The following is a 26,983-nucleotide window of genomic DNA, read 5'->3' on the forward strand; positions in this document are numbered from 1 at the left end:
CGGATGCGGTGAAAGTCGCACGTCCGGTTCGGAGGGCGGGCCGGAGAAACCCACCTGTCGAAAGACAGACAGGGCGCTCCGGCCCGACCCTACGTGCCACGCTTCATCGGTAAACAGGCCCTGGACCTGCTCGGCGAGACCACGGCCGCCGTCATCGAGAACCCCTACGACGGCGTGCTCTACTGGCTCATCGCCCCCGGAGCGGCCACCGGGTGGGACATGACCCGGCTGCCCAACATCCAAGTCTGGGGAGCGACCGCCTACATCGAGGTGCCCCCCGTCGACTGCCGGAAGGGACCGGGCGTTCGCTGGCGCGTACCGCCCCGGGACCGGCACCTCACCGACCCCGCGGCCCTCCTCGACGCGCTGAAGAGCGCCGCCCACGCGGCCCTCGGCCCCCGCGAGGAGGGCCCCCAGTGACGCAGTACTGCTACCGCTGCGACAAGCCCACGCGAGAGCCGATCACCGTGGTCCGTTTCTCGGCATCCGGGCCCGGCTGCCTGCGCCACCTGTGCCCGGACTGCAACCACCGAATGCCTCCCCCCGACGCGAACCTCTACGACGTCCTCGTGGCCCTCCAGCTCAGCCGTAGCGAGAGGTTGGCGTCGTGACTGCCCCGGCCGACGCCCGGCGCCTGTCCCCGTACTGCCAGATGTACGACGACCAGCCCGACACCACGCCCGACGAGATCCACGCGTTCTGCAAGGGCCCGGGCGAGGTTCGCCTGGCGCCGGTCCCACCCGCGACCCGCGGCCTACTCATCTTCACCGTCCGTTGTGACTGCGGCTGCCACAAGCCCTCGCCCGCCGAGGTGCTGAAGTCAGACGCCACATAGACCGGTGGGCCGCTGGTGGTCCGGTTCCCCCGTCCCGGACCAGCGTGTGTCAGCGGCCCACCTCCCAGCATCCGCCCGCCTCCATCTCGCCCCGGAGGCGGGCAGGCAGCCCCCGCTCCGGCCGCTCGCCGATTGGCGAGGACGGCCGGCCGGAGCGGGCCGCAAATGCATGACGACCGACGATCCACATCGTGAAGGAGAGCACACCATGGCACCGACCCACACCCTCGATCGGCCGGCCACCTCGACCGTCAGGCCGTTCGGCCTATCCAAGTCCGTCCCGGTGACGGGCGAAGCATTCGTGATGCCGGCCCTGCACCTCTGCCCGGAGCGGCAGATCAGCGTGACCGAGACCGGGACGCCGTTCATCAGCGAGCCGTCGATGAAGACGAAGCTCACGACGACGACGCAGACCAAGGAGGACAACCAGTTGGCGACCGACACGGCGAACGACACGGACTGACGGCTGACAGGAGGTACTGATCCATGACAGTCCTGGTGCTGACCCGGCCCGATGATTCGACCGCTGACCTGGTCATAGCGGAGCTCAACAAGCGATCCGTACGCGTACATCGTCTCGACCCCGGTGACTTCCCGGAGAACCTGACCGTGTCGGCCCGGATCGGCCCCGACCTGACGTCGTGGCAGGGCGTCTTACGCGGTCAGCACCGGGACGTGTCTCTCAGCGACATCCGATCCGTGTACTACAGGCGCCCCGGAGCGCCCCGTCTCCACCCCGACATGTCCGAGCAGGACGCACGATGGGCCCAGGCCGAGGCACAAGCCGGGTTCAGCGGGATGACGTACTCGCTGCCCTGCCTGTGGGTGAACCACCCCAACCGCAATGCGCTCGCTACGTACCCGCCCGTCGCCCTGGCCGCAGCGGCCCGCGGCGGGCTCGCTGTCCCCCGCACGCTGACCACCAACGACCCGGACCAGGCCCGCGAGTTTGTCTCCGCGCTGCCGGGCCAAGTCGCCGCGTACAAGGCGCTCGGCACCACCCACCCCAGCGACCAGGACGACCGGCCGCAGGCTCTGTGGACGACGCAGGTCCGGCCGGGTGAGATCGATGAGTCCGTCAGGCGCACCGCGCACCAGTTCCAAGAGTGGGTGGACAAGGCGTACGAGGTGCGGCTCACCGCGGTCGCGCACAGCTTGTTCGCGGCCGAGATCCACGCAGGCTCAGACTCCGCCCGCATCGACTTCCGCACTGATTACGACAGCCTGACGTTCAAGCCCTGCCAGGTGCCCGAGCGCATCGCCGGGGGGCGTCCACATGCTGATGTACACGTTCGGCCTGCAATACGTCGCCCTGGACTTCCTCGTTGACCCACAGGGCCACTGGTACCTGGTCGACGTCAACCCCAACGGGCAGTGGGGATTCATCCCGGACCTGAGGGCGCCCATCACCCGAGCACTCGCTGACCTACTGGAGAGGGCCCACACATGATCACCGAGGCACCGTCAGCGGACGAGCTGCGGCAACACATGGCCGACCACCTGATGAGGGCTGGTTGGGTCCGGACCGAGCCGTGGCGTGCCGCCTTCCTGAGCGTCCCTCGGCACGAGTTCGTACCCGACTTCGCCATCCGGGCACAGGGACGCCTGCACACCTACAGCCAGGGCAGTTCCGTGTGGCTGACCGCGGCCTACAGCGACGCCACGCTGCTGACCCAGTTCGACCAGGACGGCACCGCCACCAGCTCGTCCACGCAGCCGTCCCTCATGGCGCTGATGCTCGAAGCCCTCGACGTCCAGGACGCGGACACCGTGCTGGAGATCGGGGCCGGCACCGGCTACAACGCCGCGCTGGTGCGCCACGAAGCGCCACCATTTCCGTGTGGAGGTGAAAGACCTCCACCGTCGCCCTGTCGCAGCAGGCCGACGAAGCTGAGGGCAGTCTGACCGCGGAGACGCGCGGAAGGACGGTAAGCAGCCCTGACAAAGCCGGGACGTACTGGTACTGCCAGACAGGACGGGTCCGGCGAGCAAGACGAGAAGCCGTACGAGAGGAACCAGTGCTTGAAGCCCCGTAATCGTTGTGCCGGCTCCAACCTTTCGGATGTGGGCCGGGTGCAGTGCACGTCACCGGAGGTTTCGGTGACGACTTCAACTCCGATTAAGGGTGTCGGGGAAGGAGGCCACGCTGAATGCCTGCGGCGTAGGCGTGGCGATGCTGCCGGGGTAGAGCTGGGCGGCTCACTTGTCGAACGGATGGTGGTGAACGTGGGAAGCGTCCTGATGTTGCCCACGTCTCCTGACAGCCAGTTGGGAGAAGGGCAGGCCCGTCGTCGGCTGCCGACATCGGGGCGTGGCGGAGTCCTCGTAGTAGTCCGAGCGCGCGAGAGGCGCGTACATGGCGAAGGAGGACAGCAAGACAGCAGTGGAAGGACTGGAATGCCAGGAGCGTGTCGCCGGTGAATACCGACGAGCTGGAGTATGCCTTGTCCAAGGCAGAACGCCGGGTACTGGAGATCCAGACGAAACTGCACCGATGGGCCTGCGAAGATCCCCATCGCAGGTTTGACGACCTGTTCAATCTGGTGACCGACCCGGCGTTCTTGTTGAGCGCCTGGGCGCGGGTGCGGGGTAATAAGGGAGCCCGGACGGCCGGAGTGGACGGTGAAACTGCCTACTACGTCGAGACTGTTCGGGGTGTTGAGGTATTCCTCGACGGGCTTCGGTCTTCGTTGCGGGACCGTAGCTTCAGCCCGCTGCCGGTACGTGAACGGCTGATTCCGAAGTCGAACGGCAAAGTCCGTCGTTTGGGGATCGCCACGGTCACGGACCGAGTGGTGCAGGCTTCCTTGAAGCTGGTGTTGGAGCCGATTTTCGAGGCTGATTTCCTCCCGTGCTCCTACGGGTTCCGTCCGAATCGGCGGGCTCACGATGCGGTCGCCGAAGTGCGCCACTACGCCGCCAACTCGTATGAATGGGTGGTGGAGGGCGACATCAAGGCGTGCTTCGATGAGATCTCGCATCCTGCGCTGATGGCGCGAGTGCGGGCACGAATCGGAGACAAACGCGTCCTGGACCTGGTGAAGGCGTTCTTGAAGTCGGGGATTCTCGGTCAGGATCGCCAGCTCCGAGAGACCAGCACTGGAACTCCTCAGGGGTCGATCTTGTCACCGTTGCTGAGCAACGTGGCTCTCTCAGTTCTGGACGAATACATCGCCCAGGCTCCCGGAGGTCACCACACCGCTCGATTCGGTCCGGACGGGCGGATGCGCCGTCGCCGACTGGGGCTGCCGAACTTTCGGCTGGTCCGTTATGCCGACGACTGGTGTCTGATGGTGTCGGGCTCTCAAGCCGATGCCGAGGCTCTCCGCGATGAGATCACGAACGTGCTCTCCACGATGGGCCTGCGCCTGTCTGAGGAGAAGACGTTGATCACCCACATCGATGGCGGCCTCGACTTTCTGGGGTGGCGCATCCAGCGTCATCGCAAACGGGGCACAGACCGGTACTACGTCTATACCTACCCCTCGCGCAAGTCCGTCCGGACGATCGCGAGAAAGGTCAAAGAGAAGTGCCGGACTACAGGCGTTGGTCTGACGCTCGATGAACTGCTGATTCAGCTCAATCAGATGATGCGGGGATGGTGCGTCTACTTCCGTCCCGGAGTATCAAGCAAGGCTTTCAACTTCGTTTCCCATTATGCTTGGGAGCGGGTAATCAGATGGCTTCGCGTGAAACACCGGCGGATGACCTGGAAGGAACTGCGTCGTCGCTACTGCGACGGCGGATGGTGGCCGAGGGGCGAGGAATTTACGCTGTTCAGCGCGGCGAAAGTGAGCACGACGCGCTATCGCTATCGGGGAACGGTTATCCCCTCGCCCTGGCAACTGTCCGCATAGGCAGTATCGAAGGCACATCGGGACTTGTGGAGCGCCCGTTGCGGTGAGAGCCGCACGGCGGGTGCGGGAAGCGGTCCGGAGAAACGGGCTGGCCGAGAGGCCAGTACCGCGCTCCGACCGGCTCCTGGCGACGTGCGGCGTCGGCCGGATCCCGGACGCCTGGCGAGAGCAACTCCGCCCGGGCGGGGTGATCGTGGCCAACATCGGCTGCGGCATCGCGCGCCTGTCCGTGACGGCCGACCACTCGGCCAGCGGCCGGTTCCTCCCCGAACTGGCCAACTTCATGACCGCCCGGTCGAGCCCTGACACTGTGGGGACCGCCGCAGGGCCGCTCGTGCAGCCGCTGCTGACGTGGTCCGACCAGAGCCGGGAGATCACCATCCCGGTGAGCCTGGACGCTGCCATGCCGCAGTTGCTCGCGTCGCTGGTCCAGCCGGGGGTCAACGAGTTCGCCCTGGCGGACGACGACGGCCGGCAGATGCGATGCCTCTTCGACCCGGTCACCTCGTCGTGGGCGCGTATCGCTATGACCGGCGTTCAGACCGCTCGGCTGGACCACGGCGGGCCCCGTGATCTGTGGGCCAAGCGGGAGCCGTTGCTCAGTCATTGGCGGGATGCCGGGCGGCCGGGGCATGACCGCTATGGCCTGTCGGTCTCCGCGGACGGTGCTCATACGCTGTGGCTGGACGAGCCGGAGGGTGCGAGCTGGCGGCTGCCTGACTAGGCCGTTCTCCAATCGATCTGAACAGTGGCTGCGAAGTGCATCAACAAGACCGTATTGACGGACGTCTGGTTGCAGTCGCGTCATCGCCCCGTGCCGGGCACCAGGTCGAGCGAGCTTCACCTTCGGTTCAAGACAGGGCCTCGACAAGCTCTTTGGCGAGAGGGCCCGAGGAGGCGGGGTTCTGCCCCGTGTAGAGGTTGCGGTCCACGACCGTGTACGGCTTCCAGGCGGGACCCCGCGAATACTGGGTGGGCAGCTTCTTCAGCTCGTCCTCCAGCAGCCACTTCGCTTTGTCGGCGAAGCCGACGCCGACCTCCTCTTCGTTGCAGAATCCCGTCACACGGTAGTTCGCGAAGGGCGTGTTGCCCTTTGCGTCACGGGTCGCGAGGAGAGCAGCCGGGGCGTGGCAGACGATGCCGAGTGGTTTGCCGGAAGCGAGTGCCTTGCGCAGCAGTGACGCGGAGTCGGAGTCGACCGAGAGGTCTTCCATCGGGCCGTGGCCTCCGGGGTAGTAGACCGCGTCATAGTCATCGAGGCGCACTTCTTTGAGGGAGATGGGATGCCGCAGCTCATCCGCCGCCTCGATGACGGCCTCCTCCCGGAGGGCGTTCTCCTCACCGCCCGCCATGCGGGGCTCCAGGCTCATCGTGTCCACAACGGGGACGGTCCCACGCGGAGTTGCCACGGTGACGTCGTGTCCGGCGTCGGTGAACACGCTGTAAGGCGCCACGAACTCCTCGGCCCAGTACCCGGTGGGGTGTCGGTGCCCGTCCTTCAGGGTCCAGTAGCTCGCGCCGGTCAGCACGCAAAGGATCTTGGCCATAGGACGCTCCTCTGGCAGGTTGCCCTGGAAACGGCATGGGGCGACACACTTGAACGCGCACAACAAGTGTGAGCAGGCACCTTGGCGGCTGCAACTTGATCGGCCGACGTTGATGTCATCTGCGGATGTCAAAGACCCCCAACCGAAATCGGCTGGGGGTCTTTTCGCTGGTGGGCACAGACGGATTCGAACCGCCGACATCTGCCTTGTAAGGGCAGCGCTCTACCGCTGAGCTATGCGCCCGGGATGAGGTGCCAGCCTACCTTGTCCCCGCCACACCGTCGCAATCCAGGAGAGGGAGGGAAAGAACGGGCCTGATCGCGAACCATCCGTCATGCCTGTTCGTCAGTGACGGGTGGGAGAATGACAGCCGGGCCTGGGGCGATCCATGTGGGAGAGGGAAGTGGCGGCGACATCCGCGCAGTCTGCACGTCCAGTACGTCGTCCGGGTCCAGCACGTCGCCTGCGGGCGGTGCGGCGGGTGGTCGAGGGGGTTGTGGGGGGTGTGGCGCTGGTGGTGGCGCCGTTGCCGTTGCTGATCGCGGTGGTGCCGGTCACGTTCGCGGGGGGCGGGGCGCGGCGGTGGTTCGGGGGGCGGGGGGAAGGGCAGCGGGCGCAGGCGCAGGCCGCGAAGGACGAGGCCGCGGCGGCGTTCTACGAGCTGGACACCGCGCAGCGCGAGCTGCGGATCTCGATCGAGACGATCACGGCGGTCGACGACTCCCCGCCCGCCCGGCGGGCGAAGGCCGACTTCGAGGCGCTCGGCCAGCGGATCGACCAGGTCAGCCGGGACTACATCACCGCCGTCGACGCCCATGACCTGGACCGCGACGACCTGGAGGCCTCGACCGCCTCGCGCGCCCGCGCCGATCTGGTCCGGGCCAAGGACGAGCTGCGGCGCACCAAGGGGGACCTCGACCGCTTCGCGCAGGGGCTCGGCCCGCTGCTGGAGCAGGCCGAGACCCAGCTGGCGCGGCTGGCGCCCGCCGTGGAGCGGGCCCGGCAGGCGCTGCGCGCGGCGAGCGACGCGCTGGATGCCGTACGGGGGTCCGGGCTGCGGGCCGACGATCCGGCGGCGCGGCTGGCCGCGCTGGCGCCCGAGCTGACCAGGCTCAACGAGGGGGCGGGCCGGCATGGTGTGCAGGAGACCATCCGGCGCGCGGACGATGTGCTGCGCCGGGCGGAGGCGGTGCGCGGCGAGGCGGAGCGGCTGCCGGAGCGGGCCGCGGAGATCGACCGGCGGCTGGTGTCGCTGCGTACCCGTGCGCAGGCGATCACCACGCGTACGGAGGGCGTCGCGCCCGTGCTGAGCGAGTTGCGGCGGCGCTACAGCGCGGCCTGCTGGCAGGATCTGCAGACCGTGCCGGCGCAGGCCGAGGGCGACGTCGCGCGGGCCGAGGCGAAGCTCAAGGAGGCCCAGGAGGCGCGCGACGAGCAGCGCTGGGCCGATGCCACCGCCCTGCTCGCGACCGTACGGGCGCTGCTGAACACCACGGACGAGGCGGTGTCCGCGGCCGGCGACCGGCTGCGGCGGCTCGACGAGGTGTCGTACGACCGGAACAAGGAAGTCGAGCGCACGCGCTTCGCCATCCGCGACGCGCAGCGCCTGGCCATGGCCGGGCGCGACACCCCCGACCCGCGCCACGCCCGGCCCCTGGACGGCGCGGTGGAGCGGCTGGACCGGGCGATCGGCGGGCTGGAGGGGCGGCACCCCGACTGGTGGCACTTCCTGACCGAGACGGAGGCCGTGCGGCAGACCGTCGCCCACGTGGTGCAGGACATCCGCGAGGAGCGTGGCGGCGCGCACTGAGGGTGAGCCCCACCGGCCCGGGCCGGTGGGGCGCGTTGCGTGTTCTTCCCGCGCCTGTGCCTGTGCCTGCGCCATACCCATGTGTTGGCCTGCGGTTTTGCGTGCTTTGTGCGCTGTTGGACCGCCTCTCTCCTGGCTATGCTGCCCCTATGCCTCGCTACGAATACCGATGCCGCGCCTGCGGGACCACCTTCGAGCTGAACCGGCCCATGGCCGAGTCCTCGGCGCCGGCGTCCTGCCCCGACGGGCACGACGACACGGTGAAGCTGCTCTCGACAGTCGCCGTCACCGGCGCCGCCTCCTCCGCCCCGGCGCGCTCCCAGGCTTCCGGTGGCGGTGGTGGCGGATGCTGTGGGGGCGGCTGCTGCGGGTGAGGTTGCGCGCGGCCGTGCTGTTGAGACCGGCCCGGTTGAGCCGGGCCGGTCGGGGGCGGATCCTGGGAGGTACGTACGCAAGTACGGCCTCGACCGCGCAGCGCGCAGCACCGCGAGGCCGGGGTCTCCGCGACCGGCAGGGGTAAACCCCATCAGCCCGAAGGAGGCCGGACATGGCTACTGGCCGCCCCTCCCCCATCGGTCCCCACCCGGCGGGGATCGGACGCCAATTCCCGGAGCGGGTCGGCGTCCGCATCAAGCTCGACGAGCATCTGCCGGTCGACCACCGGCTCAGCCAGGTCTACCGCGTCGGTGCGGGCCTGATGGGTCTGGTCCTGATCGCCTTCGGCATCCTGGGCCTGATCCACCAGATCGGTTTCTTTGACACCGGCGGTGCCACCGTCGCCGAGCTGAACACCAACGGCGCGCTGAGCGTGCTGTCCATCGTCATCGGTGCGCTGCTGGTCGTCGGCATGGTCATCGGCGGCAACTTCGCCTCGACCCTCAACATCGTGCTGGGCGTCCTCTTCCTGGTGAGCGGTTTCGTCAATCTCGCCCTGCTGGAGACGTCCTTCGATTTCCTGGCCTTCCGCCTCCAGAACGTGCTGTTCAGCTTTGTGGTCGGCCTGATGTTGATGTGGTTCGGCATGTACGGGCGGGTCAGCGGCGGGTTGCCGCACGACAATCCGTACTGGCAGGCCCGTCACCCCCTGCTCGCCGAACGTGAGGCGCGTGCCCGGGAGCTCCAGGCCGGGCGCGGTGATCAGGCAACGGAGAGGCCGAGGCCCACACCGCCCGGTAAGTGGGGCAAGCTCGATCAGCCACCTGGCGCGTCCGCACCCTCGCGGTCCGAAGAGCGGCAACAAGAAGAGCGACAGCAAGGAGGGCGGCACGCCCGGCGGCTGCTGCGGCGGCGCAGGTTCAGCGGCGGCGGGCCAGGGTCAGCCCATCCGCGACCGTCAGCATGACCGACTCCATCCGCTCGTCGGCGGCCACATGCTCGTTGAACGCCTTGATCGCCGCGCCCGAGCCCGTCGCCTCCGGGTCGACGACGGAGCCGTGGAAGAACACGTTGTCCGCGACGATCAGCCCGCCCGGGCTCATCCGCTCCACCAGCTCCTCCCAGTACGCGATGTAGTTGCCCTTGTCCGCGTCGAGGTAGGCCAGGTCGATATGCGGCTCGGCCGGCATCGCCCGCAGCGTGTCGAGCGCGGGCGCGATCCGCAGGTCGATACGGTCCGCGACCCCGGCCTTGGCCCAGGCGTCCCGGCCGTACGCCGTCCACTCCTCCGAGATGTCGCAGGCGATCAGCTTGCCGCCGGCGGGCAGCGCCTGCGCCATCGACAGGGCGGAGAAGCCGGTGAAGGTGCCGACCTCGACGATGTGCCGGGCGCCGGTCAGTCGCACCAGGAACGCCAGCAGCGGGCCCTGCTCCTCGGCGGACTGCATACCCGCGTACCCGGGCAGCTGGGCATGCGTGACCTCGACGAGCTCGCGCTGGACCGGGTCGAGCGGCGGGTTGTGGCCCAGCATGTAGCCATACAGCTCGTCCGTGATCGGCGTGCTCTTGCTCTCGGCCAACATGGCCCCCTTCAGTGTCCCGGGAGTTCAGCTTCCCAGGTAACGCAGTACAGCCAGCACTCGGCGACTGTAACCCGAACTAGCAGGGAGTTCGAGCTTGTCGAAGATCGCGTTGATGTGCTTCTCCACGGCGCTGCGCGAGACATGCAGCCGCTCCGCGATGGCCGTGTTGGCGTGGCCCTGCGCCATCGCGCCGAGGACGTCCCGCTCGCGCGGGGTGAGCCGGCTGAGCGGGTCGGTGTGGGTACTGCGGGCCAGCAGTCTGCGGACGACCTCGGAGTCGAAGGCGGCCCGGCCCGCCGCGACCCGCTCCAGCGCGTCCAGGAACTCGTCGACCTCCACCACCCGGTCCTTGAGCAGATAGCCGACCCCCGCGCCGCCGTCCTCGGAGGTGAGCAGTTCGGTCGCGTACCGCTTCTCCACGTACTGCGACAGCACCAGCACACCGATGCCGGGGTGGCGCCGCCGGATCTCCAGCGCCGCCCGCAGCCCCTCGTCGCTGTGCGTCGGCGGCATCCGTACGTCGACCACCACCGCGTCCACGTCCGGGCTCCGCCCCACCGCCTCGACCAGCGCCGCGCCGTCGCCCACCGCCGCCACCACCTCGTGGCCCTCCTCGGCGAGCAGCCGCACCAGGCCCTCGCGCAGCAGGGTCGAGTCATCGGCCAGGATCACGCGCATGGCAACTCCGGCAGCTCCCGCAACTCCCGCAGCTCCGGCAGCTCCGCGCTGACCGTCGTGGGTCCGCCGGGCGGGCTGACCACCCGCAGCCGGCCGTCCAGCGCCGCCACCCGCCGGGCCAGGCCCAGCAGCCCGCCGCCCGCCGGGTCGGCGCCGCCCCTGCCGTCGTCGGTGACCCGTACCAGCAGCCCGCCCAAGGCCCCCACCTCCGTCTCCCGCCCGCTCAGCGCCACCGTGATGCGCTCCGCGCCCGAGTGCTTGATCGCGTTGGTCACCGCCTCGGCGACCACGAAGTACGCCACTGTACGAACCGCCTCCCCCGGCTCCGCCGTCAGCCCGTACTCCAGCCGCACCGGGATGGCCGACCGCTCGGCGACCGCCTCCAGCGCCGCCCGCAGCCCGGCCTCGTCCAGCGCCGTGGGGTACACCCGCCACGCCACCTCGCGCAGATCGGTCAGCGCGGCCCGGCTCTCCTCATGGGCCTGGACGAGCAGGGCGCGCGCCTTGTCGGGGTCCTGGCTGCGGCGGGCCCGGCCGAGCAGCATGCCGAGGGCGACGATCCGCTGCTGCACCCCGTCGTGCAGATCGCGCTCGATACGGCGGCGCTCGTCGTGCACCGCGTCCACCACCCCGGCGCGGCTGGTGGACAGCTCGTCGATCCGGCGGCGCAGGGCCTCTCGGTGGCTGGGGCCGAGGAAGTGGCGGGCCAGCTGTCCCTCCAGGAGCGCGACGCCGACGATGCCCTGGAGGGCGAGGAAGAGCAGGAAGAGCCCGCCGATCGCGGAGCTGGTGATCGTGATCCACTCGCCGTCGCGCATGATGAACCAGCCCCACAGCAGCAGGCTGCCGTACGCCGTGCCGGCCACCACGGCCAGCAGCACCAGCCCGCCCAGCAACCCCAGCGACCAGCGCGCCGCCACGTACTGGCGGGCGGCCGGGTCGTCGTAGTCGGCCGCGATGTCATGGCCCAGGAAGCGGGCCAGCCGGCGGCGCTCGGCCTCCGTCAGCCGCCGCGCCCCGGCCGTCACCGCGCCCAGCACACACCGCCGGGCCGCCGGCCAGCCGCCCGGCCAGGTCCGTACGCACAGCAGGGCAAGCCCCGCCACCGCGACGCACACCAGCTCCACGAGGCCCGTGCCCACGCCGATCAGCAGCCCGCCCGCCAGGCGCAGCCCGCGCCGTAGCCATCTCCCCATGAGCGGCCACGTTAGTGGCGCACATCGGCCCGCACACTGAGGATTTCCGCAGGTTGTGGGTGCGGTGCGCGACCGGCGGACCGGGTGGGCGCCCTCATGGTCCCGGGGTGGCCGCCTTTCTAGCGTCGTTCGGCATGAGCGACCGGATCACCGACTGGGCCACTGGCCTGATGGACACCTTGGGCGCGCCCGGCGCGGGCGCCGCCATCGCGCTGGAAAACCTCTTCCCGCCTCTGCCCAGCGAGGTGATCCTGCCTCTGGCGGGATTCGCCGCCGCGCAGGGCGATATGAACCTGTACGCCGCGCTGCTGTGGACCACGGCCGGCTCGGTGATCGGGGCGCTCGCCCTGTACTGGGTGGGCGGGCTGCTCGGCCGGGGCCGTACGGTCGCGATCGCCGCGCGGCTGCCGCTGGTGAAGGTGGCGGACATCGAGCGGACGGAGCAGTGGTTCGCCCGGCACGGCACGAAGGCCATCTTCTTCGGGCGCATGGTGCCGATCTTCCGCAGTCTGATCTCTGTACCCGCCGGGATCGAGCGAATGCCGGTGCCCGTCTTCCTCGCCCTGACCACGCTCGGGAGCCTGATCTGGAACACGGTGTTCGTGCTGGCCGGGTACGCGCTGGGGGACAACTGGCACGAGGTGACGGACTACGTGTCGGTGTACTCGAAGGTGGTGGCGGGCGCGGCGGCGCTGGGGGTGGTGGCGTTCGTGGGGGTACGGGTCTTCCGGCCGGGGCGGGGGCAGCGGCGGGGGTGAAGGGGTTACGGGGGTCGACCCCGGCCCGGGTCATCCCCGGGCCCGGTCATTCCCGTGCGTCCGCCACCCCGGTTCAGGCCACCCCGGCCCGCGCCGCGAAGGCTCGCAGGATCTGCTCCCCCGCCGCCACGCCCCGCTCCTCCAACGCGGTCACCTGCGGCGCCGTCCAGCCCTCGTCGGCGAGTTCGCCGTGGCCCGGCCGCCAGGCGCGGTCGGCGGCCAGGAGGAGGTCGGCGTCCAGGAGGGAGTCCCCGGCGCCAAGCACCTCGCGCGCCCCCGTACGGCGCGCGATCTCGGCGACCGCCGCGCTCTTGGTGAGCGGCTTCGGCACGGCGTAGATCTTGCGGCCCTGCAGCGAGACCGTCCAGCCGCGCTCCTCGGCCCAGCCGGTCAGCTCCTTGACGTATCCCTCGGGCAGCAGGGCCCGTTCGACGACCAGGTAGGCGAACAGGTCCTCGGCCACCCGCTCCTTGAGCAGCCAGGCCGGGTCCGCGGTACGGATGAGATGGGCGCGGACCTCCTCCAGCGGCGCGCACGCCGCGGCGAGGCGGGCGCGTACGGACGCCTGCCAGTCCGGGTCGGACTCGCCGTCGACCAGCAGATGGCCGCCGTTCGCGCAGATCGCGAAGCGGGGGGCGGGGCCGGGCAGGCGGACGCGGCCGTACTGCTCGCGGGTGCGCGTGGTGGTCGGTACGAAGACGGCGCCGCGGGCCAGGTCGGTGAGCAGCCCGGCCGCGGTCTCCGTCATGTACGACAGCGGCTGATGGCCGTACACCTCGACGCAGAGCAAGCGGGGCGCCTCGGCGTCCGGCATACGGAGGTCGAGGGCGGCCGCGGAGTAGATCAGCGTACGGTCGAGGTCGCTCGCGATCAGCAGCGGCGGCTGCTCATGGCTGGTCATCAGGCGCTCACCGCCTTGCCGTCCGCGCCCGTCGCGCCGCGCGTGTAGCGGGGGTGGATCAGCCCGACGCATGAGTACGGCAGACCGTCCACCTCCTCCACCGGCACCCCGCGCTGCTCGGCCAGCAGCCGCACATGGGCCAGGTCCGCGCCGGCGTCGCGCGACGCGAGGATCTTCCACGGGACGCGGCGCAGCAGCACCCGCGTCGTCTCGCCGACGCCCGGCTTGACGAGGTTCACGTCGTGGATGCCGTACTCCTCGCTGATCCGCTCGACGGCCGCCCACCCCTCCCAGGTCGGGCTGCGGTCGGCGGCCGCGAGCTCCTTCACATCGGCGGCGACCTGGTCGGCGACCTCGTCGAAGCGGGCCTCGACGGTGTCCAGGAAGAGCCCGGAGACATCGGCGCCGGCCAGTTCGCGGTAGAACTTGCCGCCGTGGAAGTCGTCGGGCCCGACCAGGTCGGCGCGGAGCACGGTGCGCGATATCAGCCCGGAGACGGTCGAGTTGAGGCAGGCGGAGGGGATGAGGAAGTCATCGCGCGTGCCGTACGTCTCGACGCAGCGGCCGGGGTCGGCGAGTACGGCGATCCGCGGGTCGAAGCCGGGGTACGGCCGTACGGCCTCGGCCAGTTCGCGGGTGATCGCGCCCTTGCCGGTCCAGCCGTCGATGAACACCACGTCGGCGGGGTCGTGACGGTCCGCCAGCCAGCGCAGCGCCGTGGTGTCGATGCCGCGGCCGCGCACGATGGAGATGGCGTAGTGCGGCAGGTCGAGACCGTGTGCGTGGCGCGCCCAGCGGCGCATCAGCACGCCGACGGGGGTGCCGGCCCGGGCCAGCGACACCAGGACGGGGCGCGGTGAACGCTCGGCGAGCACGGTCTCGGTGACCGCGCCGACCGCCCGTGCGATACGCGCCGCGGAGGTGGTCAGCGCGGCCCGGAACAGCGCCTGGTACTCCTCGGTGGGCTGGTACTCGACGGGCAGCGACTCGGCGTAGTGCGCGCCGCCGCTCTGGATCGCCTCCTCGCGCTCCTCGGTGGGCGCCTCGAGCGTGACGTCGGAGAAGTCCTGCAGCAGCCAGCCGACGTCGTCGGGTGCGTACGAGGAGAACGCGGGGCCGCGCAGCGGCTCCGGCAGCGGCGGTTGTGACATGGGGGGCGCCTGTCGGTGGGAGTTACGGGTCGGGGCGTTGGTGTTCGGCGTGTAGGACGGCACGACGGCCAGCAGGAGGCGGTCGGTGTGCGCGGCGAGGTGAGCCAAAAGACCGTCCGGGGCGTGCAGTTCGGGGGTGTCGGCCGACGAGTCGACGACGGCGACGATCGCGTCGAAGCGGCGGGTGGGATCGCCGCCGGGGGCGACGTTGTAGGCGTAGCGCTCGCCGGGCCCGTCGGCGGGCGCGTCGTGCGCGGGGAAGGCGAGGCGGGTACGGATCGCGTAGCCGGGGTCGTCGACGGCCAGCACGGGCGAGCGCGTGGTGGTCGAGTACCGCACCTCGGCCGCGGCCGGGCCGGTGGCCAGCGCGGTGTCCAGCGCCTCGGCGATCCGCAGCGGCGCGTACATCAGCTCCTCGAAGCCGAGGACGAGCACCCGCCGCGCCCCGCCGCCCAGTGCCTCGGCGATACGGGCCGCCATCCCCGGAAGCGCGGCCTCCAGCCGCTCCCGGTGAGCAGGGGTGAAGCCGTGCCGCCCCCCGTCGGGCAGCCCCTGCGGCCAGCCGAGCTCGACGCGGACCGGCCCCGTGTGCGTGGTGTGGGCACCAATCCCCGCAGCGGACGCCGAACCGGGCCCGGCCGCAGGCGCGGGCCCGGGGCCCGAGCCGGGCACACTCGCAGGCGCGGGCCGTGGGCCTGGCGCAGCCAGGGGCGCGGGCGCCGAGCCAGACGTCAGCACAGGCGCCGAGCCAGACGCGGGCACGGACCCCGAACCGGCCGCAGACGCAGGCGCCGAGCCGGGCGCCGCCCCGGCCGCAGGCGCGGGGCCCCCGGCCCCGGCCGCCTCGTGTTCCGCCACCAGCCGCTGCCCACGCTCCAGGACCCCCTCGGGAAGCCGGACCGTGCCCGTGGCCGAGGCGATCAGGTCCACCCGCGCGCCGAGGTCGGCCGCGAAGGCGTCCAGGTGGGCGCGGTCCTCGGGGGAACGCATGTCGACCAGGGCCACCACCACGTACCGCTCGCGCGGGAAGCGCCGGTGGAGGGCGGCGATGGTGTTGAGCACCGTCCGGCCGGTCGAGAACTCGTCGTCGACGAGGACCAGCGGGCCGTCCGTGGCCAGCAGGGCGGGGTCCTCGGGGAGGAGGAGGTGGGATGTGGCGTGGCTGTGCTCCTCCTCGAAGCCGCCCACCGGGGCGACCCCGGCGACCGGGCGGCGGGTGGAGTGGAGGTAGGGGGCGAGGCCCAGGCCGTCCGCGACGCTGTGGCCCAGGCCCGTCGCGGTCTCCGCGTAGCCGAGCACGACCGCGCGCGCCGCGGCCTCGTCGCCCAGCAGTTCGCGGACCCGGCGGCCGAGCCGTACGCCCGCGCCGTGGACGGTGCGCGGGCGCTGTGGCACATGCTTGCCGAGCACGTTGGACACCAGCAGATGCGCCCGCTTGGGGTTGCGCCGCAGCGCGAGCCCCAGCAACTCGCGCAGTTCATCGCCGCCTTCGAGCCCGACTCCCAGCCGGTCCGCGACCCACTGCCCCGACCACATCACGTCGTACGCCCCATCAGCCCGCTCAGCCCCATCAACACCATCAACCCTGTCCGCTCCATGAGACACCCAGCATCCCGGTAGCCCCTTACCCCGTCCGCAGCCCCGCCGCCAACAGCTCCACAAAGCTGATGTGCTCCTGGGCCACGCCGAAAACCTCCGCGCGCCGCAGGGTCCGCTCGGCCCAGGCGCGGTGCGGCTTCACCTCGTTCATCTTGTTGGTGTACGCCGAGCGCAGCACACCGCCCCCGTCGCGCTGCGGTTCGAGGATGTCCACGGCGTCGCTGTACTCCTCGTGGCTGACCACGGACAGCGCATGCACGGGGGCGACATGCGTGGGGTGGATGCAGGTCTTGCCCTGCAGCCCGTTGGCGCGGTCGAGTTCGATCTCGCGCAGCAGCCCGTCCATGTCGTGCTCGATGAGGGCGGTGCGCAGCGACGACGCGGCGCGGCCGGTGAAGGGGCTGAGGCGCAGCTGCGGCTTGAACATCCGTTCGTGCGACTTGAAGTACTCCCACACCGGGCCGGTGACCGTGAAACCGGTGCCGTCCGCGCGGCCCAGCATGTTCACCACATCCGCGATGACGGAGGCGACGAGCTGTACGTCGTACGCCGTCATATCGGGCGCCCGGCGCAGCCCGTAGGCCGAGCACAGGTCGGTGACGCCGAGGCGGAGCGCCAGGACCCGCTCGCGGTGCTTGTCGACGGTGCGGCCGATACCGGCCAGGGTCTCGGTGCGGGTCTCCCGGTGCATCAGCTCGGGCGATTCGAGGACCGGCATCGCGTACAGTTTCCGGCCGCCCAGGGCCTCGGCCGCCTGCGGGGTTTCGGCCGAAATCAGCGCCTCGAGGAAGGGGACGCCGCGCTCCTCGGTGAACTTCGGCAGTACGAATCCGGACAGCAGTCGCGTGGCGGAGCCGAGCCGCCGGACGAGGTCGACGATCTGCTCGGGGGTCCGGATCCGGATGAACAGCAGGGGCAGTGAGAGGTGCGGGCCGCGCGCCGAGAGTTCGCTCAGCTGCCGTACCAGGTTCTCCTCGGCCGCGGGCACCTCGTTGTCGTCTATCGAGTCCTCCAGGCAGAGCACCATGGAGGTAACGCCCTGACCTGCCTGTTTGGCGATGTCATCGGCGAGGCGGGGGCGGGTGGCAGGGCTGTAGAGGGTGGCGCCGAGCGCGACGGCGAGCGTCTGGGCCGGGGAGTCCGCGGTGAAGTCGCCGGGCTCCCGGTGGAACAGTTCTTTCCGCACCTCGGCGGACAGATGTCCAAAATGCCGCATAGTTCTCCCCACGCTGCCGTGCCCGCGCTGGCCGCTCCGGCCCGGGTGGTGGCCGATAATCGTACGTGCGGCGATGGGTCAAAAGTTCCCCAAGGGTGTGAAAATCGCGTAACTCATATGCGTCCACTGCGTGTCCGGGATACTGACCCTTCCACCCTTTCCGATCTTTTCTCGGACCCGCACGGGCCCCCTGCGTTGTCCCAGCCAGGTCCGGGAGGGCAGGATTGCGGCCATGACGCACGCGATGCTGAAGGGATCGAACATCCCGCTGGAGGCCACCGCCGTACGGGCCGTGCTCCGCTGGACTCCCGGCACGGACGTACCCGATGTGGACGCCTCGGCGCTGCTGCTGGGCGCCGACGACCGCGTGCGTTCGGACGAGGACTTCATCTTCTACAACCAGCCACGCCATCCGTCGGGCCTGGTGCGGCATCTGCCCAAGAAGCGGGTGCCGGAGGGGCTGACGGACACCGTCGAGGCCGATCTGGCGGCGCTGGAGCCGGCCGTCCACCGGGTGGTGCTGGCCGCGTCGGCGGACGGCGGCACCTTCGGCCAGGTGACCGATCTGAGCCTGCTGCTGTACGACGCCTCGGGCGGGGCGGACGCGGCACCGCTCGCGGAGTTCGTGGTGACGCCGGAGACCGGCCAGGAGACCGCGCTGCTGTGCGGTGAGCTCTACCGGCGCGGGGGCTCGTGGAAGTTCCGCGCGCTCGGGCAGGGGTATGAGTCGGGTCTTGTCGGACTGGCCACCGAGTACGGCATCTCGGTGGACGACGGCGAGGGCGGCGGCGAGGACAGCAGCGAGGCCGGCGCCGCCCCCGACCCGGGCATGGGCGCAGCCGGGAGCACGGACGCCCCCGCGAACGAAGCCGGAAGCGGAAACGAGGGCCGGCCGGAGTCCACGCCCGCCCCCGTGCCACCGTCCCCGGCCGCCGCCGGGGACGTCGTCCACGCGGCACCCCCCGGCCCCGCCTTCGGGCAGGACTCCTGGGACGACTCCCAGCTGACCCAGCCGATGACGGCGGCCCCCACACCACTGCCGGCCGCCTACGGCCCCGTACCGCCCCCGCCGACCGCCCCACCGGCCGCCCCGCAGCAACCCCCGTCACAGCCCGGCTACGGCTATCCACAGCAGCCCACATACGGCTATCCGCAGTCCCCCGCCCAGCCCCCGGCGGCGCAGCAGTCGGCACAGGCGGCGCAGACGGCACAGTCCGGGTACGGCTACCCCCAGCAGCCGGCGTACGGATATCCGCAGCAGCCCGCGTACGGCTATCCGCAGCAGGTGCAGCGCACCCAGCCGATACCGCCGCCCCCGCTGCCCGACCCAAACTTCACGCTGCCGCCGCAGGGGCCCCAGTTCCAGCACCGCTGAGCGGGCCACATGGCCGGGCGCCGAGCGCCCGGCCACGCCGCCCTCAGACCTTCTCCTTGTAGCCGCGGCCCCACTGCAGCCCCCAGCCGTAGAGCCGGTCCAGCTCCGCCTGGAAGCCGTAGACGTACTTGACCTCGCGGCGGACCAGCATCTCGCCCTTGACGTTCTCGATCAGCACCACGGCGCAGGAGCGGGCCTGCGGGGCGCGCTCATGGAGCTCGATCTCCACCCGCGGCCCGTTGCTCGGGTAGAGCGTGACCATGCCATGGGTGCGGTCGAAGGCCGGGGTGCCGTCGTAGATGTAGACGAAGATCAGCAGCCGCTTGATGTCGTCCTTGTGGTCCATGTTGATGTAGATCGTCTCGCCGGACCCGGACCCGAACCGGTCGTCGCCGCTCAGCTTGACGTACGGCGCCTCGTTGAGGTTGCCCAGGAAGTTGCCGAGCGGCTGGACCACGCCCTTGGAACCGCTCTGCAGCTCGTACATGCAGGCCAGGTCCAGGTCGACGTTGACCATGGCGGAGCCCTGGGCCTGCACCATCTCCGGTTTGAACATCCGCAGCGGATGACGCAGTGAGCTGCCCCCCGCCCTGTCGTTGAAGTCCGACGTCCGCATCCGCCAGGACAGGTTGATCCGCAGGTTGCCGCTGGCCGCCCCCTGCTTGGTCAGCGAGATGGTCTGGTGCCGCTTGGTCAGCGAGACCACACCCGAGGCGCCACCGCTGTCGAAATCGCGCCCCGCGCCCCGTCCCCAGTTGCTCCAGAACGCCATCGTGCGCACCCCCACCAGTCGACTACTCAATCGCCCAACTGCCCGCGGGGCGGGCCGGGAGTCAGGACTCCCGGCCCGCCCCGCTCAGAGCGTTCCTCAAACGGACCCGCGTCACACTCCGGACGTGACTTCCGCCTTGCTCTCGGCGTCCTCGCCCCCTGCCGCCTCCTCCCGGCGGTTGCGCACCACCGAGGACCAGTACGAGGCGCCGATCAGGACCACACCGATCAGGCCGGTGATGACCTCGTGGATCTCGTACTTGATCGTGATCAGCAGGATCGCGGCGAGCGCGCCGATCGCGTAGTGCGCGCCGTGCTCCAGGTAGACGTAGTCGTCCAGGGTGCCCTGGCGGACGAGGTAGACGGTCAGCGACCGGATGTACATGGCGCCGATGCCCAGACCCAGCGCCATCTCGAAGATGTCATTGGTGACCGCGAAGGCGCCGATGACGCCGTCGAAGGAGAACGACGCGTCGATGACCTCCAGGTAGAGGAACAGGAAGAACGCGGCCTTGCCGGCCAGACCGACCACCGTGGCGCCCTGGCTGCCCTTCTGGGCGCCGGAGGCCGCCTTCTCGGCCCGTTCGGCCTCCTCGGCTTCCTCGACCTCCTCCTCTTCCTCCTCCAGCTTGTCCTCGAAGTAGCCGGAGATACCGCCCACGATCAAGTAGGTGAGCAGACCGGCGACACCGGCCAGCAGCACCGTGGCGGTCTTGTCGCCGCCGCCGTGGGCCACGTCGGTGGCGAAGGTCATGGCGGTCACGAGCAGCACCAGCAGGGCGATGACGATCGAGAAGGTGTCCAGCTTGCCGAGCTTGGCCAGCGGGCGCTCCAGCCAGCCCAGCCACTTGATGTCGCGCTCCTCGAAGATGAAGTCGAGGAAGATCATCAGCAGGAAAATCCCGCCGAACGCCGCGATCGCCGGGTGTGCGGCGGTGACCAGGTGTTCGTACTTGTCCTTGTTGTTGATCGCCAGGTCGACGGCCTCCAGCGGCCCCATCTTCGCCGTGATGGCCACGATGATCACGGGGAAGACGAGGCGCATGCCGAAGACGGCGATCAGGATGCCGACCGTCAGGAAGATCTTCTGCCAGAAGGCGTTCATCTTGCGGAGGATGCCCGCGTTGATGACCGCGTTGTCGAACGAGAGTGAGATCTCCAGGATCGAGAGGATCCCGACGATGGCGAGCCCCTTCCACCCCCAGAGGACGCCAGCCAGGGCCAGGCCGGCCGCCGTGATGGCGAACGACCAACCAAAGGTTTTGAGGAGCACTTCCTGTCCAATCCCTCTTCGTAAGGTCTCGCCCGCGCACTTTACGCGGCTTTACGAAACGTTGACCCCGAAGTCTAGAGCGATGCCCCGAAGACCCGACGCGTACCCCTGCCCTACGGCCCGGAACTTCCACTCACCGCCATAGCGGTAAACCTCCCCGAAGATCATCGCCGTCTCACTGGAGGCGTCCTCCGAGAGGTCGTAGCGGGCCAGCTCGGCGCCGTCCGCCTGGTTCACCACACGGATGAAAGCGTTGCTGACCTGCCCGAACGACTGACGCCTTGTGTCCGCCTCATGGATCGACACGGGGAAGACGATCTTGTCGACCTGCGCCGGGACCTTGGCGAGATCGATCAGGATCGACTCGTCGTCGCCCTCGCCCTCACCGGTGAGGTTGTCGCCGGTGTGCTCGACCGAGCCCTCGGGGCTCTTCAGGTTGTTGTAGAAGACGAAGTACTCGTCCCCGAGCACCCGCCCCGACTGGCACAGCAGCGCGCTGGCGTCGAGGTCGAACGGCGCCCCGGTGGTCGAGCGCGCGTCCCAGCCCAGGCCGACCATCACCTGGGTGAGATTCGGCGCGGCCTTGGTGAGGGAGACATTGCCTCCCTTGGCGAGGGTAACGCCCATGGTCCTGGTTCCTCCCCTGGTGTAGCGAAATGCGCATGAAGCGCACGGTGCGCATAGAGCGCGGAGCGCGCATGCGGCGTGCCGCGCCGCACGTGCCGAGAAGCAGCGCGTCCGGCGCCGCGCCCCTGCCGGTGTGCAGGGACGCGGCGCCGGACGCGCGGGCCGTACGGTGCGTACGCGGAACGTACATACGCGGGTGGCGCTACGGGCGTATCAGACGTTGACGCCGAAGTCCTGCGCGATGCCGCGCAGCCCGGAGGCGTACCCCTGGCCGATCGCCCGGAACTTCCACTCCGCCCCGTGCCGGTACAGCTCGCCGAAGACCATGGCGGTCTCGGTCGAGGCGTCCTCGGTCAGGTCGTAGCGGGCGAGCTCATTGCCGTCGGCCTGGTTGACCACACGGATGAACGCGTTCCGAACCTGGCCGAAGCTCTGCTGGCGGGTCTCGGCGTCGTAGATCGAGACCGGGAACACGATCTTGGCGACATCGGCCGGCACGCCGACCAGGTTCACCTTGATCTGCTCGTCGTCGCCCTCGCCCTCACCGGTGAGGTTGTCACCGGTGTGCTCGACCGAGCCGTCGGGGCTCTTCAGGTTGTTGAAGAAGACGAAGTTCTGATCGCCGGAGACCTTGCCTTCGGCGTTGGTCAACAGGGCGCTGGCGTCGAGGTCGAAGTCAGTGCCCGTGGTGGTGCGGATGTCCCAGCCCAGACCCACGGTGATGGCGGTCAGGTTAGGGGCTTCCTTGGTCAGCGAGACGTTGCCGCCCTTGCTGAGGCTGACTCCCACGAGTCCTCCCAAAAAGGTTCGTCAGGAGCACGGTGTGCCCCTTCATTGCTATGCCGGGTGCCGGGGGCGCCGCCAGGCGCGGCCTGGGGCGCCCAGGGATCCCATCAGGATCAACGCGTCGATCCTAGTGAGCGGTTCCCCCTCGCCACAGGGTTTCCGTCGGGACTGGGTTTCTGCCGTCACCAGGATTCCGGGGCCTTACAGGGTTTCCAGGGCCTTGACGTAGTCGTTGAGGTCCCGGGCGTCGGGGAGGCCGTTGACGACGGTCCAGCGGACCACGCCCTCCTTGTCGATCACGAAGGTGCCGCGCACCGCGCACCCCTTCGCCTCGTCGAAGACGCCGTACGCCCGGCTGGCCTCGCCGTGCGGCCAGAAGTCCGACAGCAGGGGGTACTCAAGACCCTCCTGCTCGGCGAACACGCGCAGCGTGAAGGGCGAGTCGTTGGAGACGGCGAGCAGCTGCACCTCGTCGTTGACGAACGTGGGCAGCTCATCGCGCAGGGCGCACAGCTCGCCGGTGCACACGCCGGTGAAGGCGAACGGGTAGAAGAGGAGGACGACGTTCTTCTCACCCTGGAAGTCGGAGAGCCGGACCGACTCCCCGTGCTGGTTCTTCAGCTCAAAATCGGGGGCCTTCGCGCCGACCTCTATCGCCATGGGTGGCATCCCTTCGCTGGTAGCTGATGTGGCCTGATGTGCTGGTTGACCGGGGGTACACCCTACGCCGAGAGCCCCCCTCCGAAGGTTACGGAGGGGGGCTCTCAGCGGGGTGTCGCGGTGTCGGCTCAGCGCTTCGACTTCGCGGCTTTCGGGGTGACCAGACGGCTGCCCGTCCAGTCCTTGCCCGCGTTGAAGCTCTTGGTCTGGGACAGGCCGGCGGTGGTCGCGGCCTCGTTGATGTCGCTCGGCTCGACATAGCCGTCACGGCCGGTCTTGGGGGTCAGCAGCCAGACCGGCGCGCCGTCGTCGATCATCTGGATGGCGTCCACCAGCGCGTCCGTCAGGTCGCCGTCGTCCTCACGGAACCACAGCACGACGGCGTCGGCCACGTCCTCATAGTCCTCGTCGACAAGCTCCTGGCCGGTGATCTCCTCGATGGCCTCGCGGAGCTCCTGGTCGACATCGTCGTCGTAGCCGATCTCCTGGACCACCTGCTCGGGCTGGAAACCCAGCCTCACGGCAGGGTTGGTCCGCTCCTCCGCGTGGTCCGCGGTCGCGCTCACGGATTGCCTCCTGTCATCTTGCGTTCATTCTTCAAGTCGCTGTGTGCCACGCGCGTGCGCGGGCTTGGGGCGTAGTCCACACGGGCCGGGCGGATCGCGCAAGTACCTGGCCAGCGATCCCGCCCAAACGTGGGGGGTCCCCCCATACGCCGCTCAACGGAGCATTGGGGGAGTGTCGCCGCAACTCCCATCATGGACGAACAGCCACGAGTGAGTCACATCACTCCAAAATGTCCCGTTTGAACGCGCGTACCGACACGATACGCCGGGTAGGCCACCCAGGGCCGAACGGGCGTACGCGTACCCCGTGCGGGGTGAGCGTATGGTTGCGGTTTGGCCGTCGCACCCCGACGCCCACGCAGCGCCAGTCTCACCACGTGATGGTTACCACCTGGTAGAGGTGACGTATCCCCTACGCGAGGTACACGATGGAGATCGGCGCGACCCAGCAGAGCACGAATCCATTGCGTGCACAGCACGACCGAAAAGCGAAGGAATAGCGTGGCTTCCGGATCCGATCGCAACCCGATCATCATTGGCGGCCTTCCCAGCCAGGTCCCGGACTTCGATCCCGAAGAGACCCAGGAGTGGCTCGACTCGCTCGACGCAGCTGTCGATGAGCGAGGCCGGGAACGTGCCCGCTACCTCATGCTCCGCCTGATCGAGCGCGCCCGCGAGAAGCGCGTCGCGGTGCCCGAGATGCGCAGCACCGACTACGTCAACACCATCGCCACCAAGGACGAGCCGTTCTTCCCCGGCAACGAGGAGATCGAGCGCAAGATCCTCAACGCGACCCGGTGGAACGCGGCGGTGATGGTCTCGCGCGCCCAGCGCCCGGGCATCGGAGTCGGCGGCCACATCGCCACCTTCGCGTCCTCCGCCTCGCTGTACGACGTGGGCTTCAACCACTTCTTCCGCGGCAAGGACCGGGGCGACGGCGGCGACCAGATCTTCTTCCAGGGCCACGCCTCCCCCGGTATCTACGCCCGCGCCTTCCTCCTGGACCGGCTGGACGAGGCCCACCTCGACGGCTTCCGGCAGGAGAAGTCGAAGGCCGGCCACGCCCTGTCCAGCTACCCGCACCCGCGGTCGATGCCGGACTTCTGGGAGTTCCCGACGGTCTCCATGGGCCTCGGCCCGCTCGGGGCGATCTACCAGGCGCGGATGAACCGCTATATGGAGGCGCGCGGCATCGCCGACACCTCCCAGTCGCATGTGTGGGCGTTCCTGGGCGACGGCGAGATGGACGAGCCGGAGTCGCTGGGTCAGCTCTCCCTCGCCGCCCGTGAGGGCCTGGACAACCTGACCTTCGTCGTCAACTGCAACCTGCAGCGCCTCGACGGCCCGGTGCGCGGCAACGGCAAGATCATCCAGGAGCTGGAGTCGCAGTTCCGCGGCGCCGGGTGGAACGTGATCAAGCTGGTGTGGGACCGCACCTGGGACCCGCTGCTCGCACAGGACCGCGACGGCCTGCTGGTCAACCGGCTGAACACCACGCCCGACGGCCAGTTCCAGACGTACGCGACCGAGACCGGCGCCTACATCCGCGACCACTTCTTCGGCGACGACCAGCGGCTGCGCAAGATGGTCGAGCACATGACCGACGACCAGATCCTGCACCTGGGCCGCGGCGGTCACGACCACAAGAAGATCTACGCGGCGTACGCGGCGGCCAAGGCCCACAAGGGCCAGCCGACGGTGATCCTGGCCCAGACGGTCAAGGGCTGGACGCTCGGCCCGAACTTCGAGGGCCGTAACGCGACCCACCAGATGAAGAAGCTGACGGTCGACGACCTCAAGCGCTTCCGCGACCGGCTGCACCTGCCGATCCCCGACCAGGAGCTGGAGTCCGGCCTGCCGCCGTACTACCACCCGGGCCAGGACTCGGAGGAGATCCAGTACATGCACGACCGGCGCAAGTCGCTGGGCGGGTATGTCCCGACCCGCGTGGTGCGCGCCAAGCCGCTGCAACTGCCGGGCGACAAGACGTACGCGACGACCAAGAAGGGCTCCGGTCAGCAGCGGATCGCCACCACCATGGCGTTCGTACGGCTGCTGAAGGACCTGATGCGGGACAAGGAGATCGGCAAGCGGTTCGTGCCGATCGCGCCCGACGAGTACCGCACCTTCGGCATGGACTCGCTCTTCCCCTCGGCGAAGATCTACTCCCCGCTGGGCCAGACCTACGAGTCGGTCGACCGCGAGCTGCTGCTGGCCTACAAGGAGACCCCGACCGGGCAGATGCTGCACGACGGCATCTCCGAGGCGGGCTGTACGGCCTCGCTGATCGCGGCGGGCTCGGCGTACGCCACGCACGGCGAGCCGCTGATCCCGGTCTACGTCTTCTACTCGATGTTCGGCTTCCAGCGCACGGGCGACCAGTTCTGGCAGATGGCCGACCAGCTCGCGCGCGGCTTCGTACTGGGCGCGACCGCCGGCCGTACGACCCTGACCGGTGAGGGTCTGCAGCACGCGGACGGCCACTCGCAGCTGCTGGCCTCGACCAACCCGGCGGTCGTCGCGTACGACCCGGCGTTCGGCTTCGAGATCGCGCATATCGTGCAGGACGGTCTGCGCCGGATGTACGGCGAGGACAGTGAGGACGTCTTCTACTACCTCACCGTCTACAACGAGCCGATCCAGCACCCGGCCGAGCCCGCCGATGTGGACAGCGAGGGCATCCTCAAGGGCCTGTACCGCTTCAAGGAGGGCGAGAAGGGCGCCATCCCGGCGCAGATCCTCGCCTCGGGCGTGGCGGTGCCGTGGGCGATCGAGGCGCAGCGCATCCTGGCCGACGAGTGGGATGTGAAGGCCGATGTGTGGTCGGCGACCTCCTGGAACGAGCTGCGGCGCGACGCCGTCGAGGCGGAGCGGCACAACCTGCTCCACCCGGAGGAGGAGCAGCGCGTTCCGTATGTGACGCGGAAGCTGGCGAACGCGGAGGGGCCGAAGGTGGCCGTCTCCGACTGGATGCGGGCCGTTCCGGACCAGATCGCGCGCTGGGTGCCGGGCGGCTACCAGTCGCTGGGCGCCGACGGCTTCGGCTTCGCGGACACCCGCGGGGCGGCGCGCCGCTTCTTCCACATCGACGCGCAGTCGGTCGTCCTGGCGGTGCTCACCGAGCTCGCCAAGGAGGGCCGGATCGACCGCTCGGTGCTCAAGCAGGCGATCGACCGCTACCAGCTGCTCGACGTGGCCGCCGCCGACCCGGGCGCGGCCGGGGGCGACGCGTAGCCTCCCTCCTCCGGGGCTCCGCCCCGGAGACCGGTCAGTAAAACGCCGGGCGGGCTGGATCTCTTTCGGGATCCAGCCCCCCCCGCGGTTTGGAGTGGGCGGCGGGGAGGTGGGGAGAGCGGGGGGGAGGGGAAGAGTGTGGAGACACAAATGTAGATAGAGGGGGTGGCCGGATCATTAAAAAA

At 69.6% G+C, this 26,983-nt stretch carries 26 protein-coding genes, 1 tRNA gene and 1 pseudogene; 14 read left to right on the top strand and 14 right to left on the bottom strand.

The window, feature by feature from the left end; translation table 11 throughout:
- Positions 1-93: 93 nt before the first annotated feature.
- The 8 genes from ACWDSL_RS36425 (at position 94) to ACWDSL_RS36460 (ending at position 5,416) form a co-directional block, all read left to right on the top strand.
- On the top strand, positions 94-420 hold the full coding sequence (locus ACWDSL_RS36425) for a hypothetical protein (RefSeq protein ID WP_450492235.1): 327 nt from the start codon (positions 94-96) through the stop codon (positions 418-420).
- Positions 417-611 (top strand): hypothetical protein, encoded by a 195-nt coding sequence (locus ACWDSL_RS36430; protein ID WP_450492236.1) that lies wholly within the window; start codon positions 417-419, stop codon positions 609-611. Before ACWDSL_RS36425 ends, ACWDSL_RS36430 begins: the two co-directional genes overlap by 4 nt.
- Positions 608-835: a hypothetical protein gene (locus tag ACWDSL_RS36435; RefSeq protein WP_450492237.1), complete on the top strand. Its 228-nt coding sequence runs from the start codon at positions 608-610 to the stop codon at positions 833-835. The genes ACWDSL_RS36430 and ACWDSL_RS36435 overlap by 4 nt, the downstream gene beginning before the upstream one ends.
- A 208-nt stretch (positions 836-1,043) precedes the next feature.
- Positions 1,044-1,298 carry a putative ATP-grasp-modified RiPP gene (gene tgmA / locus ACWDSL_RS36440; RefSeq protein WP_450492238.1) on the top strand — a complete coding sequence of 85 codons (255 nt, stop codon included), beginning with the start codon at positions 1,044-1,046 and terminating at the stop codon, positions 1,296-1,298.
- Positions 1,299-1,321: 23 nt separating this feature from the next.
- Positions 1,322-2,164: an MvdC/MvdD family ATP grasp protein gene (locus ACWDSL_RS36445; protein ID WP_450492239.1), complete on the top strand. Its 843-nt coding sequence runs from the start codon at positions 1,322-1,324 to the stop codon at positions 2,162-2,164.
- Positions 2,165-2,281: 117 nt separating this feature from the next.
- The gene (locus ACWDSL_RS36450; RefSeq protein ID WP_450492240.1) at positions 2,282-2,740 is read left to right on the top strand and encodes a hypothetical protein; all 459 of its coding nucleotides are present in this window, start codon (positions 2,282-2,284) and stop codon (positions 2,738-2,740) included.
- 512 nt (positions 2,741-3,252) lie between these two features.
- Positions 3,253-4,692, top strand: a complete 1,440-nt coding sequence (ltrA, locus tag ACWDSL_RS36455; protein WP_450492241.1) for a group II intron reverse transcriptase/maturase — start codon at positions 3,253-3,255, stop codon at positions 4,690-4,692.
- 43 nt (positions 4,693-4,735) lie between these two features.
- Complete coding sequence (locus tag ACWDSL_RS36460) at positions 4,736-5,416, top strand: hypothetical protein (protein ID WP_450492242.1); 681 nt, start codon at positions 4,736-4,738, stop codon at positions 5,414-5,416.
- 127 nt (positions 5,417-5,543) lie between these two features.
- Here ACWDSL_RS36460 and ACWDSL_RS36465 read toward each other — a convergent pair whose 3' ends face one another.
- Complete coding sequence (locus ACWDSL_RS36465; RefSeq protein WP_450492243.1) at positions 5,544-6,239, bottom strand: type 1 glutamine amidotransferase domain-containing protein; 696 nt, start codon at positions 6,237-6,239, stop codon at positions 5,544-5,546.
- A 168-nt stretch (positions 6,240-6,407) separates the two neighbouring features.
- A tRNA-Val gene (locus ACWDSL_RS36470) sits at positions 6,408-6,482 on the bottom strand.
- A 160-nt stretch (positions 6,483-6,642) separates the two neighbouring features.
- Here ACWDSL_RS36470 and ACWDSL_RS36475 point away from each other — a divergent pair.
- The 3 genes and pseudogenes from ACWDSL_RS36475 to ACWDSL_RS36485 all read left to right on the top strand — a co-directional run.
- Entirely contained in the window at positions 6,643-8,049 is a 1,407-nt protein-coding gene (locus ACWDSL_RS36475) for a hypothetical protein (protein ID WP_450492244.1), read from the top strand.
- Positions 8,050-8,198: 149 nt separating this feature from the next.
- Positions 8,199-8,423 (top strand): FmdB family zinc ribbon protein, encoded by a 225-nt coding sequence (locus tag ACWDSL_RS36480; protein ID WP_385625321.1) that lies wholly within the window; start codon positions 8,199-8,201, stop codon positions 8,421-8,423.
- 173 nt (positions 8,424-8,596) lie between these two features.
- Positions 8,597-9,166, top strand: a pseudogene (locus ACWDSL_RS36485) (DUF4383 domain-containing protein); the annotation flags it as partial.
- Between the two features lie 178 nt (positions 9,167-9,344).
- Here the strand turns inward: ACWDSL_RS36485 and ACWDSL_RS36490 are convergent.
- Genes ACWDSL_RS36490 through ACWDSL_RS36500 form a run of 3 tightly spaced genes read right to left on the bottom strand, consistent with a single transcriptional unit; the run spans position 9,345 to position 11,881 of the window.
- On the bottom strand, positions 9,345-10,007 hold the full coding sequence (locus ACWDSL_RS36490; RefSeq protein ID WP_450492245.1) for an O-methyltransferase: 663 nt from the start codon (positions 10,005-10,007) through the stop codon (positions 9,345-9,347).
- A gap of 24 nt (positions 10,008-10,031) precedes the next feature.
- Positions 10,032-10,685 (bottom strand): response regulator, encoded by a 654-nt coding sequence (locus ACWDSL_RS36495; RefSeq protein WP_450492246.1) that lies wholly within the window; start codon positions 10,683-10,685, stop codon positions 10,032-10,034.
- The gene (locus ACWDSL_RS36500) at positions 10,676-11,881 is read right to left on the bottom strand and encodes a sensor histidine kinase (RefSeq protein WP_450492247.1); all 1,206 of its coding nucleotides are present in this window, start codon (positions 11,879-11,881) and stop codon (positions 10,676-10,678) included. The genes ACWDSL_RS36495 and ACWDSL_RS36500 overlap by 10 nt, the downstream gene beginning before the upstream one ends.
- Positions 11,882-12,015: 134 nt before the next feature.
- On the opposite strand from ACWDSL_RS36500, the gene ACWDSL_RS36505 reads away from it, so the two are divergent.
- Positions 12,016-12,639 (top strand): DedA family protein, encoded by a 624-nt coding sequence (locus ACWDSL_RS36505; RefSeq protein ID WP_450492248.1) that lies wholly within the window; start codon positions 12,016-12,018, stop codon positions 12,637-12,639.
- A gap of 73 nt (positions 12,640-12,712) precedes the next feature.
- On the opposite strand, the gene ACWDSL_RS36510 is transcribed toward ACWDSL_RS36505, so the two are convergent.
- The 3 genes from ACWDSL_RS36510 to ACWDSL_RS36520 form a co-directional block, all read right to left on the bottom strand.
- The gene (locus ACWDSL_RS36510; protein WP_450492249.1) at positions 12,713-13,540 is read right to left on the bottom strand and encodes an HAD family hydrolase; all 828 of its coding nucleotides are present in this window, start codon (positions 13,538-13,540) and stop codon (positions 12,713-12,715) included.
- Positions 13,540-16,227, bottom strand: coding sequence for a phosphoribosyltransferase (locus ACWDSL_RS36515; RefSeq protein WP_450492258.1), 2,688 nt, complete (start codon positions 16,225-16,227; stop codon positions 13,540-13,542). The genes ACWDSL_RS36510 and ACWDSL_RS36515 overlap by 1 nt, the downstream gene beginning before the upstream one ends.
- Positions 16,228-16,315: 88 nt before the next feature.
- Positions 16,316-17,506 carry an HpcH/HpaI aldolase/citrate lyase family protein gene (locus ACWDSL_RS36520; protein ID WP_450492250.1) on the bottom strand — a complete coding sequence of 397 codons (1,191 nt, stop codon included), beginning with the start codon at positions 17,504-17,506 and terminating at the stop codon, positions 16,316-16,318.
- A 232-nt stretch (positions 17,507-17,738) separates the two neighbouring features.
- Here ACWDSL_RS36520 and ACWDSL_RS36525 point away from each other — a divergent pair, with 232 nt between their 5' ends.
- Positions 17,739-18,881, top strand: coding sequence for a TerD family protein (locus ACWDSL_RS36525; protein WP_450492251.1), 1,143 nt, complete (start codon positions 17,739-17,741; stop codon positions 18,879-18,881).
- A gap of 43 nt (positions 18,882-18,924) precedes the next feature.
- Here the strand turns inward: ACWDSL_RS36525 and ACWDSL_RS36530 are convergent, their stop codons facing one another.
- The 6 genes from ACWDSL_RS36530 to ACWDSL_RS36555 all read right to left on the bottom strand — a co-directional run bounded on the left by ACWDSL_RS36530 (position 18,925) and on the right by ACWDSL_RS36555 (position 23,564).
- On the bottom strand, positions 18,925-19,653 hold the full coding sequence (locus tag ACWDSL_RS36530; protein WP_450492252.1) for a TerD family protein: 729 nt from the start codon (positions 19,651-19,653) through the stop codon (positions 18,925-18,927).
- A 111-nt stretch (positions 19,654-19,764) separates the two neighbouring features.
- Positions 19,765-20,925, bottom strand: coding sequence for a DUF475 domain-containing protein (locus ACWDSL_RS36535; protein ID WP_450492253.1), 1,161 nt, complete (start codon positions 20,923-20,925; stop codon positions 19,765-19,767).
- A 51-nt stretch (positions 20,926-20,976) separates the two neighbouring features.
- Entirely contained in the window at positions 20,977-21,552 is a 576-nt protein-coding gene (locus ACWDSL_RS36540) for a TerD family protein (RefSeq protein ID WP_358636378.1), read from the bottom strand.
- A 213-nt stretch (positions 21,553-21,765) separates the two neighbouring features.
- A complete protein-coding gene (locus tag ACWDSL_RS36545) occupies positions 21,766-22,341 on the bottom strand; it encodes a TerD family protein (protein WP_450492254.1) in 576 nt (191 codons plus the stop codon).
- 198 nt (positions 22,342-22,539) lie between these two features.
- Positions 22,540-22,998 carry a peroxiredoxin gene (locus ACWDSL_RS36550; RefSeq protein WP_450492255.1) on the bottom strand — a complete coding sequence of 153 codons (459 nt, stop codon included), beginning with the start codon at positions 22,996-22,998 and terminating at the stop codon, positions 22,540-22,542.
- Between the two features lie 128 nt (positions 22,999-23,126).
- Positions 23,127-23,564, bottom strand: coding sequence for a DUF3052 domain-containing protein (locus ACWDSL_RS36555; protein ID WP_450492256.1), 438 nt, complete (start codon positions 23,562-23,564; stop codon positions 23,127-23,129).
- 501 nt (positions 23,565-24,065) lie between these two features.
- Here ACWDSL_RS36555 and aceE point away from each other — a divergent pair.
- Positions 24,066-26,798: a pyruvate dehydrogenase (acetyl-transferring), homodimeric type gene (gene aceE / locus ACWDSL_RS36560; protein ID WP_450492257.1), complete on the top strand. Its 2,733-nt coding sequence runs from the start codon at positions 24,066-24,068 to the stop codon at positions 26,796-26,798.
- The last annotated feature ends 185 nt before the right edge of the window (positions 26,799-26,983 follow it).

It is taken from the genome of Streptomyces sp. NPDC000941 (assembly GCF_053599555.1).

Bases quoted from the DNA above. Each gene is read 5' to 3' on its own strand.
- ACWDSL_RS36540 (WP_358636378.1), bottom strand. From the start codon at position 21,552: ATGGGCGTTACCCTCGCCAAGGGAGGCAATGTCTCCCTCACCAAGGCC.
- ACWDSL_RS36490 (WP_450492245.1), bottom strand. From the start codon at position 10,007: ATGTTGGCCGAGAGCAAGAGCACGCCGATCACGGACGAGCTGTATGGC.
- ACWDSL_RS36445 (WP_450492239.1), top strand. From the start codon at position 1,322: ATGACAGTCCTGGTGCTGACCCGGCCCGATGATTCGACCGCTGACCTG.
- ACWDSL_RS36500 (WP_450492247.1), bottom strand. From the start codon at position 11,881: ATGGGGAGATGGCTACGGCGCGGGCTGCGCCTGGCGGGCGGGCTGCTG.
- tgmA (WP_450492238.1), top strand. From the start codon at position 1,044: ATGGCACCGACCCACACCCTCGATCGGCCGGCCACCTCGACCGTCAGG.
- ACWDSL_RS36495 (WP_450492246.1), bottom strand. From the start codon at position 10,685: ATGCGCGTGATCCTGGCCGATGACTCGACCCTGCTGCGCGAGGGCCTG.
- ACWDSL_RS36465 (WP_450492243.1), bottom strand. From the start codon at position 6,239: ATGGCCAAGATCCTTTGCGTGCTGACCGGCGCGAGCTACTGGACCCTG.
- ACWDSL_RS36515 (WP_450492258.1), bottom strand. From the start codon at position 16,227: ATGTGGTCGGGGCAGTGGGTCGCGGACCGGCTGGGAGTCGGGCTCGAA.
- ACWDSL_RS36480 (WP_385625321.1), top strand. From the start codon at position 8,199: ATGCCTCGCTACGAATACCGATGCCGCGCCTGCGGGACCACCTTCGAG.
- ACWDSL_RS36530 (WP_450492252.1), bottom strand. From the start codon at position 19,653: ATGGCGTTCTGGAGCAACTGGGGACGGGGCGCGGGGCGCGATTTCGAC.
- ACWDSL_RS36550 (WP_450492255.1), bottom strand. From the start codon at position 22,998: ATGGCGATAGAGGTCGGCGCGAAGGCCCCCGATTTTGAGCTGAAGAAC.
- ACWDSL_RS36505 (WP_450492248.1), top strand. From the start codon at position 12,016: ATGAGCGACCGGATCACCGACTGGGCCACTGGCCTGATGGACACCTTG.
- ACWDSL_RS36510 (WP_450492249.1), bottom strand. From the start codon at position 13,540: ATGACCAGCCATGAGCAGCCGCCGCTGCTGATCGCGAGCGACCTCGAC.
- ACWDSL_RS36520 (WP_450492250.1), bottom strand. From the start codon at position 17,506: ATGCGGCATTTTGGACATCTGTCCGCCGAGGTGCGGAAAGAACTGTTC.
- ACWDSL_RS36525 (WP_450492251.1), top strand. From the start codon at position 17,739: ATGACGCACGCGATGCTGAAGGGATCGAACATCCCGCTGGAGGCCACC.
- ACWDSL_RS36450 (WP_450492240.1), top strand. From the start codon at position 2,282: ATGATCACCGAGGCACCGTCAGCGGACGAGCTGCGGCAACACATGGCC.